This window comes from Microseira sp. BLCC-F43 (assembly GCF_041929235.1).
Lineage (GTDB): Bacteria > Cyanobacteriota > Cyanobacteriia > Cyanobacteriales > Aerosakkonemataceae > Microseira.
Genome location: NZ_JBHFNP010000258.1, coordinates 21316 through 33443 on the forward strand (window position 1 = coordinate 21316; position 12128 = coordinate 33443).

Here is a 12128-nt window from a genome sequence, read left to right on the forward strand (position 1 = left end):
GATTTTTATTCAGGGTAATTAGGCGGACATCATATCACTAATGGGAAGCCGACTAGCAATCTGCTTGTTACAATGTCCACCCCACAAGAATTTTAGATCTCTGGGCGGGCAGAATGCCCACCCCACAAGAATTTTAGATCTCTTGTGGGGTGGGCGTCGGTGCCCGCCTCTTGTTCAGTTTATTTATACTCACCTATTTATTAGGGTTCTCCCATAAGTAGGACAGAATTAGCATTGTAATTAAATATACTATAAAAAGAGGTATCCCAGTGCCAGTAAGCTTTAACGGTTCCTACTCTCAAAACTTTGATACCCTTGCCAATACGGGTACGAATGTTACCTGGACAAACGATACAACCCTCCCCGGTTGGTTTCTTTTCAGTCAGCCCAGCCCTGGCACTGCTCTAACAACTTACTTTACAGATAATAGTTCTGAAAATACGGGAAACTTTTATAGTTACGGAACTATTGGTAGTACAGAACGCGCCTTGGGCGGTGTTGGTTCGGGAGGTGCTTACTTCGGTAATCCAGCAGGAGGTGAGATCGCAGGTTGGATCGCCTTTGCTGCCACTAACAATACTGGCACGACTATCACCAATCTCAGCATATCTTTTAACGGCGAACAGTGGCGGGCTGCGAATACAACACCACAAAACATGGTACTGCAATATGGCTTTGGCAGTAGCTTTAGTGCTGTTTCCTGGACAGCACCGGGTGGCAATTTTGACTGGACATCCCCTGTAAACAATAACAGCGTTACTGTAGATGGCAACGTGGCGGGTAGGGTTAGTGGCAGGGGTGGAACAATTAATACCAGTTGGGCAAATGGCGATACTCTTTGGATTCGTTGGTTAGAGGTTAACGATGCAGGATTTGACCATGGATTGGCAATCGATGACTTTTCCCTCACTGTCCCCACCGTCAGTCTCACACCCGCTTCCTTAACGCAAAATGAAGGCAATAGCGGTACAACTGACTACACTTTTACCGTCACACTTTCTCGCGCCATAACTCAAAACGTTACTGTCAATTACAGCACCGATGACGGAACTGCAACTCTTGCCAATAACGACTATATCGACAACGACAATAGCATTATTTTTACCGCAGGCGGTTCCCTCACGCAAACCATCACCGTTCAAGCAAAAGGCGATGCAATTGTCGAAAGTAACGAAACTTTTACCGTCAGGTTAAATAGCGCCACCAACGCTCAAATTGACACGACTGCTAACCAGGTAACTGGCACAATTACCGACAACGATACCGCCGGAGTCACAATTACCTTATCCGGTGGTAGCACGAATATCACCGAAGGTGGCGGGACAGATAGTTACGAAATTGTCCTGACATCTCAACCAACTTCTGATGTGACAATTGCCATCAACAACGGTACGCAAACCGGAACATCGCCAACTAGCTTAACCTTCACTTCAGCTAATTGGAATACTCCTCAAACAGTCACAGTTACCGCGACAAACGATAACCTTGCCGAAGGAAATCATAGCGGCACTATTTCTCATACAGCTACCAGCAGCGACGCCAACTATAACGGAATTACGATTAATTCCCTCACCGCAAACATTACCGACAACGATATCGCAGATCTTGTCATTTCATCTATTAGCGGTAACACCAGTGAAAATGGAGGTATTGCTAACTTTACAGTTGTTCTCACTTCGCAACCGACTGGTAACGTTACAGTTAATCTTGCCAGTTATAATTCGCAAGAAGGCACGGTTCCTGCTAGTATTACCTTCAATGCCAATAACTGGAATCAAGCACAAACTGTTACTGTAACAGGTGTTGATGATAATATTGATGATGGCGATATTACTTACAATATCCAAACTAGCGTTGTTAGTAGCGATCCGATTTATGCTGCGATCGCTCCCAACAATGTAACCGTTACCAATATCGACAATGACACGGCTGGAGTTACCCTGACACCAACCAGTTTAAGCACGAATGAAAGCGGTACTCAAGCTAATTTTACCGTCAAACTGGATACTCAACCTACTGCCGACGTTACGATTAACTTAAGTAGTAGTAATACAGCGGAAGGAACAATTGATCGATCTTCCCTGACTTTTACTGCTAGTAATTGGAATACAGCACAAACTGTAACGATTACAGGAATTGATGATAGCATCGCTGATGGCGACAAAGCTTACCAAATCATCACCGCCGCTGCTACCAGCACAGACAGCAATTACAACAATCTCAATCCCGTCGATATCAACGTCACCAATACCGACAACGATAGCGTTAACGTTAGCATAACTCCCGCTGCGATCGCTCAGCCTGAAGGAAACAATGATGCGAACGCATACACTTTCACCGTCAATCTTTCCAATCCCACCACAGTTCCCGTTACCGTCGCTTATACCACCGATAACGGTAGTGCGATCGCTTTTAGCGATTACATAGATAATGACGGTACAAATACCTTTAATCCAGAAGAAACTAGCCAATCTATTACTGTTAACGTCCTGGGCGATACCATCCTAGAAACAGATGAAACCTTTACCGTTAACTTAACCAGTGCGACTAATGCAACTATCAACTCAATTGCCAAACAAAGCACTGGTATTATTACCAATGACGATATAGAAGAAGATTGTTTCTGCAAGCAGATAGTTTATCCCAATCTAGACAAGCTGACAGGTGAAACAGTTTTACCCAATACAGTCAGCAGCACGATCGATGGTACTGCAAATAACGATATTCTCATTGGCAATGATATTAGCGAAGCCATCAATGGTTTGGATGGCGATGACTGGCTATTTGGTAGTGCTGGTAACGATAATCTCTACGGTAATGCCGGTAATGATACCGCTTTTGGTGGCAGCGAACGCGACTTCATCCTTGGCAATGAAGGCAATGATTTCCTCAACGGCAATACAGGTAACGATGTCCTCAACGGTAACCAAGGCAACGATAATGCTAGAGGCGGTCAAGGTAACGACTTCCTGCGTGGCGGTCAAGATGATGACCTAATTTGGGGCGATAAAGGCGACGATACCCTAGCAGGAGATAAGGGTAACGATACAGTATTTGGCGGCAACGGCGAAGCTTTTGGGGCAGATGTTCAAGGACGAGACTTGCTATTTGGCGGCAGCGGCGATGACCTACTCAATGGCAATCAAGGCAACGACACCTTATTTGGCGAAGACGGCAACGATACAGTACGCGGTGGCAAGGAGGATGACATCGTTGTTGGCAATGCTGGCAATGACTTGCTGTTTGGCGATTTAGGTAATGACAGTCTTTGCGGGGCAACAGGAAATGATACTATCTTCGGTGGTATTGGTAGCCCGATTCCCGTTGGTGGTAATGGTCAACAAGATTGCATCTGTGGCGGAGAGGGTAACGATTTACTATTTGGCAATGAAGGACAGGATAAACTTAACGGAGATGAGGGAAATGATACCCTCATGGGTGGCAAGGATAATGACACCCTGACTGGTGGTGCTGATAATGATAGACTGATTGGCGATTTGGGTAACGATCTTCTTGCAGGAGGTACTGGTAGCGATAGGTTTGTTTTATTACCTGGTAAAGATACAGACACAATTAGAGATTTTGAGGATGGGATAGACTTGTTAGAAATCGGCGGTAATTTGAGTTTCGCTCAGTTGAGTATTATCCAAGGTAGTAACGCTACTTTAATTAACATAACTCAAACGGGCGAGCTATTAGCTATTCTCAATGGAGTGCAAGCTAACTTGATTAACCAGCAGGATTTTACGTTACTCCCATCCGCCTAGAAGATTATCTACTTCTTCTTTTCTCTTCCTTCTTCTTCCTTCATGTCCTTTGCGTCTAATTCGCTACCCTTGAATCCCTAAGCGCATCCGCAATGCTGAGCGAACGCTAACGCGGTTCAATAATACTATTCTTCGGGCACCGAAAGGAGTAATTCGCTAACGAGTATGACACAGATTCTGATTGTTGATGACCATCGCCTGCTGCTAAATGGAACGATTAGTTTGGTTAGCGATCGCTTTCCAAACGCACAAATCCGTTCGGCACAAACAGTCCAAGAAGCCCTGACGCAAGTGAGAGAGAATATATCTGACCTGGCGATCGTAGATTTGTCCATCCCAGAGACATCCGGAACGACTGCACACATTGAACATGGATTGAATTTGCTCAAGTGCTTGATGCACGATTATCCACACCTAAACCTGATGGTGCAAAGCAGTAACGTCAAAGCATTAGTTCGCATCATGCCCGAAATTGACAATCATCAGGGAGGATTTACCATCGCAGATAAAAGTCTGCCAGTAGACACCTTCCTGACGCGCTTGGAGTGGGCAATGCAAGGGTTGACGCACACAAAGGATTTGCAAACCGATTTAGAAGTGAAACCAGAGTGGTTAGAAGTGCTGCGACTGGCATTTGAAGAGGGACTTCAAGATAAAGCGATCGCTCAAGCAATGCACAAATCAGAAAGAACGATCCGTCACTATTGGTCTAAAATTCAGGATGTACTGGAGATCTATCCTGAAGAGGGTAAAAATATCCGGGCAATCACCCAAATACGTGCCCGCGAAACCGGATTAATTGATTGAAGGCTATGTTTAAAGTTCTAGAACCTCAAAATATATTAAAGCGCCGAGTCACGCTGGCAATTTTGAGTGTGACGACAATGGGCGCCACCATTGCCACATTTCTGCATCGACTGCAACCCAACCCTCATATCGTTGACTTGATTGCGCCTCCATTGTTGGCGATCGCATCCTTTATTTTACTGATTCGCCTCTACAAAAAACCGGAGAGCTTGCAAACAGTAATAAATCTGGGGTTACTGGGGTCAGTAATGTTTGTAGTGCTTCCCAGTTGGTTATTTACGATCCAAGCCGCATCATCGCACACTACCCTCGTAGGCAGTTTGCCTCCCCTAACATCAGCTTTGTTCGTGTTGACAATGGTGATGCTGATCGTCTTGCGTCCCCAGCGATTGCTGATTGCAACTATGGTGACATGGATTGCGATCGCTGCCCCAATTCTGACCTATTTAATTTTGCACCCGACAGAATTACTCACCTCGCGCGGATTGGATTTATTCATCTCCCTTGGACCAGCAATGGGGATACAAATTGTCCTCATTCTGTTTTATAACCGTCTCCAGGATATGGTCGATCGCTTATATACCGAACGCCTCCAATATTATGCCCAAATTGTCGAGCGGCAGGCAATTCGTCAGCAAGCAATCGAACAAGCTTTTACCCAAATTCATAATGGCCCCTTGCAAACCCTAGCACTCCTGCTGCGAGATGTCCAAATAGAAAAAATTCCATCTCAACAATTGTTTCAACGCTTAGACGATCTGAATGCAGAGATTCGGGCAGTCGGGCGCAGTCTCACCGATGAAGTGTATCCAAACACCCTAGAAACGGCTACTTCCGAACAAACTCTGCGTCTGGGAGAAGGAACTTGTATCGATCTCAACCGCCCTTTACATAATCTATTGCACGAAGTTTACGCCCTGACTTTGAAGCGCAATTTACCCTACTTCAAAACCATTAAAGTCAAAGTGCGAAATTTCGCACCGCTTGAGCAAACTAACCTGACTCTGGAAATGAAGCGAGACTTGTGTTTGTGGTTAGAAGAAGCTTTGTGCAACGTGGGGAAACACGCTCTTGGAACGACTCGAATTGTAGTAACGGGACAACATCAAGAGGGGAAATATATCCTCAAAGTGCAGGACAATGGCGTTGGACTAAAACCCGGACAGGAACAACAGGGAACAAAGCAGAGTGAAGTTTTGGCAAAACGATTGGGCGGACAGTTTCGGCGAGAATCTTTACCCAAGGGAGGGGTGATTTGCGAACTTTCTTGGTCGGTGGAGTCAGTGTAATTCTGCCAAGGCAAGGTATACTAAAGGTTGATCTACACTTGGCTGTCTAGGCAAATTTACCTATTAATAATGATGGCGGTTAGCCGTATGAATAGATTTGAAAATATATCAGTAAAGGGATTTCGCCGTATTCAAAATATTGAGCTAGAGATGAGAAATCTCATCGTTATGATTGGTGCAAACGGCTCAGGAAAAACTTCTTTTTTAGATGTTCTTTCGGTACTAGCTGCTTCAGCAAGCGGGAATTTACATAATATATTGCAACTCAAAGGCGGCTTGAATGAAATTTTGACGAGAGGTAAAGCGCGGGAACTGGAAATTGCAGTTTCAATGAAAGTACCAGAGAGGCAGCCTTTAAAGTATAGTTTAACTTTGTCTCCTAAAGGTTTATCTTATGAAATTAGCGAAGAAACTTTAACACAGCAGAGCAATATCAGCGCCCCTGAACCATTTAAGTATATTGAATCTTATGGTTTAGATATTAAATATTTTAGTCAAGAAGACCGCAAACTTTTGAGGCCGAATTGGGATCACAACCCGCTTGAAACATCACTTTCTCAAGTTCCTAAAATGTATCGCGAACCTGAAAATTTGAGAAAGAGCCTTGCTTCCTGTACATATTATGGGGCGCTCGATGTTTCAGAGAAAAGCCCAATTCGTCTACCGCAAGCAATGCGCCCTGCAAAGTTGCCTGGAGCAAGTGGTGAAGACCTAGTTTCCTGTCTTTATGACCTGCGGGAAACAGATCGCGATGATCGCTTTGAAATGGTAGAAAATATTCTATCTGCTGCCTTTCCAGATTTTGAGCGATTAAACTTTCCTCCGGTTGCCGCTGGAACTATTTCCATGACTTGGAAAGATAGAAATTTTTCTCAACCTATCTACGTACATGAGTTATCAGAAGGAACACTGCGCTTCCTGTGGTTGGTTACTCTGCTGCAAAGTCAAAGTTTAACAACAATCACTTTGATAGATGAACCGGAAGTTAGCTTACATCCCGAACTTTTAAGACATTTAGTATATTTAATGAGAGAAGCTTCAAAACACACACAGCTGATAGTGGCAACCCACTCAGATCGACTGATCAGATTTCTGGAACCACGGGAGGTTTTGATTTGCGATATCGAAGAAGGTGAGGCAAAAATGACATGGGCTGACACCCTGAACCTAGATAAATGGTTAGAAGATTACAGCCTTGACCAAGTTTGGGCAATGAATGTCATGGGTGGTCGCCCATGAAAATTGCTATTTTGGTTGAAGGCGCTACCGAAGTGGCATTTAGAGAGAAACTGCGTGAGTTTCTGCAAAGTCGTTTAGAGCAAAAAATGCCAAAGCTTAAATTTATTCCGCAAGATGGTCGCATTCCCAAGGAAGGGAAACTCAAGCGTGTAGTTGAAAATCTTTTAGATAATGATGGCTATGATGCTGTAATCGCACTTACAGATGTTTATACGGGAACAAATGACTTTCAAGATGCGGCTGACGCTAAAGCTAAAATGATGAATTGGGTGGGAAACAACCCAAAATTTTATCGACATACAGCATTACATGATTTTGAAGCATGGTTGCTTCCATACTGGACAACTATTCAAACTTTAGCAAAACACAACCGTTCTGCTCCTAGTGGTTCTCCTGAAACCGTGAATCACCAAAAACCTCCTGCCTATTGGATTAAGGATATTTTTGAAGATGGAAAATGCAAAAGAAGCTATAACAAGCCAATTGATGGAAAAGCGATTTTAAGGGACAACGATCTGATGATTGCGATTCAAGCTTGTCCAGATCTAAAAGCTTTTGTGAATCGAATTATTTCTCTGTGTGATGAAGATAAAATAATACCTTGATGGCCTTCTTTCACCACTGCTAATATCACTATGCCTAAACTTTATGAAATCAGGTGCTTGCACTCATTTTTCCCGTGTCTTGCTCCTCTGGAGAAAAGCTTTTAGCCTTGAAAAGGACACGATCGTTTTAGGGTGAGTGAGATAGTGGGTAAGAGGGTCAGCCCTTTTTGTAAACATCGCCTCTACTTCCAATGGAATATACTTCAATATCACCAGAGATTGTATCCACCGTAAAAATCAGCCGAACTTTGCCAATTCGGAGCCGATAGAAGCCTTCCCAGTCGCCTTTCATTTATTTGATGTCGCGTTCCATAAACGGAATCACGCTTTGTGCTTCGACAGAAACCAACAGTTGATTGAGCTTTTCTTGGATGCGGTTGAGTGTGTCAGGGTCAGCCTTTTCGATAAATTTGATCGCCTGCTTACGAAACTTGATTGCCATGCTTCACCCACGCGGTCATATCAACAGCTTCGTCTTCTTGGTAATCAGCGGGTGAACCAAACTCGGCTTCCAGTTCGGCTTGTTCTGCATCATCAACATAGGGCATCAGGATTTTGCAGAGCATCAGTCGTTCCTCTCGCAAAACTTCCCGCATACTTTCTTTGATCAGCGCTTTAAGTTCTTGAATTTCCACACTTCCCTCGGTAAGATAAAGTCTTGCAGGACAAGATACGCATAGCGCCTATGATAACGCGCTCCCAAAATGGGAACAAGAGATTTGATGTGCTGTATAGGGTTGGTAATTGTTACAGGACTGTCATGGGATATGCCAAAGCCACGCACTCGCGTTATGCCAAAGCCACGCACTCGCGTTCGCACCACAAATTTTTGAGTTTTTGCCAGTCGATCGATTGGTGGGTAATTCACCTAGTTGTTGTTTCAAATCCCGGATGGCAGCACTGGTGTTGCGTTGGTAAGCAATTTCTATATAGCCGGCGATCGCTGTCAAAAGTCGCTAGAAAGATATATTTATTAAATATTGAGTTGAAGCTAATAAGGCAGCGATCGATATGAATCAAGAAAAAAGAGATGCTTCTGAGCTATTTTATTCTTTCTTCTCCTCAATTAAACCTCCTCAGCCTATAGGCACTTCTACTCAAGATGAGTGGCTCTCTCATGTTTCACCTCATGGTGCGATTGAAGAACTCGCAGCAAATCTTTGGCACGTGACCGGCACTTTACCTAGTTCTACTATGGTTTTGCGTGAAATGGTACTTTATAGATTAGCAGACGGTAGCCTACTGATTCACAGCGCGATCGCTTTAAATGAACCGGGCATGGCAAAACTGGAGTCTTTAGGCACGCCTAACATCCTGATTGTACCTAACCGCATCCACAGACTTGATGCTCGTGTCTATAAACAGCGCTATCCGAAGCTTTTAGTTGTTTGTCCAGCAGCAGCAAAACCGTATGTAGAACAAGTGGTGGCAGTAGATGGAATCCCAGAGGAAATTTTACCTGCATACGGAATTACTTGTCACGCACCTGCTGGTATTCGTCCGCAAGAACTCGTTTACGAACTGCCACTACCGACGGGAAAAGCATTAGTGTTTACAGACATTCTATTTAACTTAAACAAGTCATATTTCGAGCAGAACTTACCCAAAGGTAAATTTCTGTTTCAATGGTTAGGAGCAAGTGCAATCGGAGCGAGTGGATTTTTCGGTATTACTGGCTTGGGTAGGCAGTTTTTTATGAGCGATCGCAATGCCTATCGCCAGTGGTTAGAAGCATTAGCCGATGATATACCTGACTTGCAGGTTATTTCTGTCGCTCATGGTAGTCCAATCGTTGCTGATTGTAACTATCGATTGCGTGAGGCAGCCGCACGCCTGTTGTAGAGATCCTGGTTTGAGAATTTCTACTATTAACCCAAGTTGCTAGTTATAACTATCGTGGGTTGCTCGCATTGCTAATCGCTAATTGCTAATTGCTGATGGGAATATTTTTCGGTTCTACCAGCCATTAGCAGCCCTAAAAAGATAACTAGCAACTTGCGTTATTAGCCTCTTTTGCAATATCTGACGATTGCATATGCCAAATCCAATATCCACCAAACCAAAAGTTTACTATTTCTGATTACGTCAATGGTTAATGGGAATCTCGATCGTGAATTTTGTCCCGCTGCCGACGGTAGAATCACAGGTTAATTTACCCCCATGTTTTTTGATAATCGCATAGCTGACAGATAAACCTAAACCCGTACCACTCCCCACTGGTTTAGTGGTAAAAAATGGCTCGAATATACGCGATCGTATCTGAGGGGGAATCCCACAACCATTATCAGCGATCGCAATTCTTACCCGCTCTTTTTCTCTCACTTCAGTCTGAATCCTAATCAGCGGATTTTTAGTAGTTTTATTGGCGTCCTTGAGAGCATCAAGAGCATTACTGATAATACTCATAAATACTTGATTCATCTCACTAGCATAACAGTTGACATGAGGCAGGTTGCCATACTCTTTAATCACTTCTACCTTGGGTTGATTATCAGTTCCTTGCAAGCGGTTTTGTAAAATTAGTAAAGTGCTTTCAATTCCCTTGTGCAAATCTACCGCTTTCATCTCGGCTTCATCCAAGCGGGAAAAATTCCGCAAACTCAGGATAATTTGCTTGATCCGTTCGCTTCCCACTTGCATCGATTGCAGAATTTTAGTTAAATCTGACCAAATAAATTCTAGATCAATTTCTTGGATTTTTGCTTGGATTACTGCACTTGTTTCAGGATATTCTTGTTGATAAAGTTCCAGCAAACTCAGCAAATCTTTGACATAATTCTCCGTCGGTTCAAGATTACTCTGAATAAAAGTCACTGGATTGTTAATCTCGTGGGCTATCCCCGCTACCAATTGACCGAGGGCGGACATTTTTTCACTCTGAATTAATTGTGCTTGGGTTTGTTGTAAATTTTTCAAAGCTTGCTCTAAATCAACAGCTTTTTGCCTTAAATCTTCAGTTTTTCGCTCGACTTCGGCTTCTAATGTATGGGAATAGTTTTCGATTTCTTGGTAGAGACGGGCATTTTCTAGGGAGATGGCGGCTTGGCTGGTGAGGAGTTGAAGAATTGCGACGCGATCGCTAGTAAAAGCTGCCACTGTCACATTATTCTCTAAATACAAAATGCCGAGGGTTTTTCCCTGTTTGCTAATGGGAGTACAAAGCACCGATTTAGGTTGATGGGTGATGATATAGGGATCGCCTGCAAATTGTCCAGATGAACTGAGATGATCAAAAACTGCTGTCGCTTGACTCCGTGCTACCGAGTAAATCAAACTTTGGGGAATTTCCTGATATCGAACGAGCGGAATATCTAGCATTTTTATTGATGCTTCTCCAGCTTGAGCGACTACTCGCCATTGTTCATGTTGGTAAATAATTAAACACCCACTGGTAGCGCCAGCATTGGTCATGGCAATTTGCATCAAACTTGCTAACAGTTTTTCTAATTCAATTTCCTGTGAAATAGCTTGTGCTGCTTTCATCACCGCCGGAAAATCTAACCATAAATTCTCATTACTACTGGTGCTAGTTACACTTTTGCTCCCAGTCGCAATCGTTGACGATGATTTGATAGCAAAGTTAGCTGGTTGGAGAATAGCCCCTAGTAGTTGCGGATAGCGTTGCTCTAAATCGGCAACTTTCGCCTTGGCTCCCCATCGGGCATAGCAGTAGTATGCTTCTTGCATATATCCAGCTGCAACTTTTTCTTTTCCCCAATCCAGATAGAATTTAGCAGCAAGTTCGTTAGCAAGTGCTTCTTCTTGGATATATTGGTTTTCCTTGGCAAGAGCAATGGCGCGATCGTACCAATCTCCTGCTTCATAATTATGGCCTAAAACCAGGCATTTTTCTGCTTCTATTAAGTCAATTTTATGTTGGTGATTCATGGGAGCATAGTGCGCCCACTTAGCCAGAGTATTTTGATGGGTTTCCACCAGAGCGAGCGTGTTCGCTTGTTCAATTTCTGACTGGGTAGAGAAGAGTGCCAAGTAGGTTAACCCGGCATAGAAATGGAAAACCGGAGTATGAATTAATCCTGCCACTCCCATGATATAGAGATTAGCTTGGGCAATGTACTCTAGGGCATTGGTGTAGTTGCTAAAGACATAGGCAAGCATCAGTTTGTAAATATAAGCAAAAGCGAGGGCATTCAGCTCATTATCCTGATGGTGCTTAGGAATCATCAACTTTTCATTGTAAGCAGTGCCGCTTAATAAATCCGGTCGCTCGACAATTTCCCTCCAGTTGTGCAGCATCTGTTGTTTCATCTTCAGGTAAGCCAGAGGAGAATCTTGCTTGATATTCCCTAAGACAACACAGTAATTTTCTAGTTCTAGCGCCCAATCGTCCAGAGCAACTCCCCCAAAGAAATTATCATCAAAATAACCACTCATATTGTGACCGGCATGTAGGAAATCAC

10 protein-coding genes are annotated in these 12128 nt (G+C 43.6%); 6 read left to right on the forward strand and 4 right to left on the reverse strand.

The window, feature by feature from the left end; all coding sequences use genetic code 11:
* The first annotated feature begins 269 nt into the window (after positions 1-269).
* From ACE1CM_RS34530 to ACE1CM_RS34550, 5 genes are all read left to right on the forward strand, one after another.
* The gene (locus ACE1CM_RS34530; RefSeq protein WP_374883409.1) at positions 270-3767 is read left to right on the forward strand and encodes a beta strand repeat-containing protein; all 3498 of its coding nucleotides are present in this window, start codon (positions 270-272) and stop codon (positions 3765-3767) included.
* Positions 3768-3932: 165 nt separating this feature from the next.
* The gene (locus ACE1CM_RS34535) at positions 3933-4574 is read left to right on the forward strand and encodes a response regulator (RefSeq protein ID WP_374883410.1); all 642 of its coding nucleotides are present in this window, start codon (positions 3933-3935) and stop codon (positions 4572-4574) included.
* Positions 4575-4579: 5 nt separating this feature from the next.
* Entirely contained in the window at positions 4580-5863 is a 1284-nt protein-coding gene (locus ACE1CM_RS34540) for a hypothetical protein (RefSeq protein ID WP_374883411.1), read from the forward strand.
* Between the two features lie 87 nt (positions 5864-5950).
* Entirely contained in the window at positions 5951-7102 is a 1152-nt protein-coding gene (locus ACE1CM_RS34545) for an AAA family ATPase (RefSeq protein WP_374883412.1), read from the forward strand.
* Positions 7099-7707, forward strand: coding sequence for a DUF4276 family protein (locus tag ACE1CM_RS34550; RefSeq protein WP_374883413.1), 609 nt, complete (start codon positions 7099-7101; stop codon positions 7705-7707). Before ACE1CM_RS34545 ends, ACE1CM_RS34550 begins: the two co-directional genes overlap by 4 nt.
* 292 nt (positions 7708-7999) lie before the next feature.
* On the opposite strand, the gene ACE1CM_RS34555 is transcribed toward ACE1CM_RS34550, so the two are convergent.
* The 3 genes from ACE1CM_RS34555 to ACE1CM_RS34565 form a co-directional block, all read right to left on the reverse strand.
* Complete coding sequence (locus tag ACE1CM_RS34555) at positions 8000-8149, reverse strand: type II toxin-antitoxin system RelE/ParE family toxin (RefSeq protein ID WP_374883414.1); 150 nt, start codon at positions 8147-8149, stop codon at positions 8000-8002.
* Positions 8130-8342 carry a hypothetical protein gene (locus ACE1CM_RS34560; protein ID WP_374883416.1) on the reverse strand — a complete coding sequence of 71 codons (213 nt, stop codon included), beginning with the start codon at positions 8340-8342 and terminating at the stop codon, positions 8130-8132. Before ACE1CM_RS34560 ends, ACE1CM_RS34555 begins: the two co-directional genes overlap by 20 nt.
* A 123-nt stretch (positions 8343-8465) precedes the next feature.
* Entirely contained in the window at positions 8466-8657 is a 192-nt protein-coding gene (locus ACE1CM_RS34565; protein WP_374883418.1) for a hypothetical protein, read from the reverse strand.
* 61 nt (positions 8658-8718) lie between these two features.
* On the opposite strand from ACE1CM_RS34565, the gene ACE1CM_RS34570 reads away from it, so the two are divergent.
* Positions 8719-9549: a hypothetical protein gene (locus tag ACE1CM_RS34570; RefSeq protein ID WP_374883419.1), complete on the forward strand. Its 831-nt coding sequence runs from the start codon at positions 8719-8721 to the stop codon at positions 9547-9549.
* A gap of 243 nt (positions 9550-9792) precedes the next feature.
* On the opposite strand, the gene ACE1CM_RS34575 is transcribed toward ACE1CM_RS34570, so the two are convergent.
* Positions 9793-12128 (reverse strand): ATP-binding protein (locus ACE1CM_RS34575; protein WP_374883420.1); only part of this gene is annotated, 2336 nt, incomplete at its 5' end.

Coding starts and splice junctions, on each gene's coding strand:
- ACE1CM_RS34540 (WP_374883411.1), top strand. CDS start 4,580: ATGTTTAAAGTTCTAGAACCTCAAAATATATTAAAGCGCCGAGTCACG.
- ACE1CM_RS34545 (WP_374883412.1), top strand. CDS start 5,951: ATGAATAGATTTGAAAATATATCAGTAAAGGGATTTCGCCGTATTCAA.
- ACE1CM_RS34555 (WP_374883414.1), bottom strand. CDS start 8,149: ATGGCAATCAAGTTTCGTAAGCAGGCGATCAAATTTATCGAAAAGGCT.
- ACE1CM_RS34570 (WP_374883419.1), top strand. CDS start 8,719: ATGAATCAAGAAAAAAGAGATGCTTCTGAGCTATTTTATTCTTTCTTC.
- ACE1CM_RS34535 (WP_374883410.1), top strand. CDS start 3,933: ATGACACAGATTCTGATTGTTGATGACCATCGCCTGCTGCTAAATGGA.
- ACE1CM_RS34550 (WP_374883413.1), top strand. CDS start 7,099: ATGAAAATTGCTATTTTGGTTGAAGGCGCTACCGAAGTGGCATTTAGA.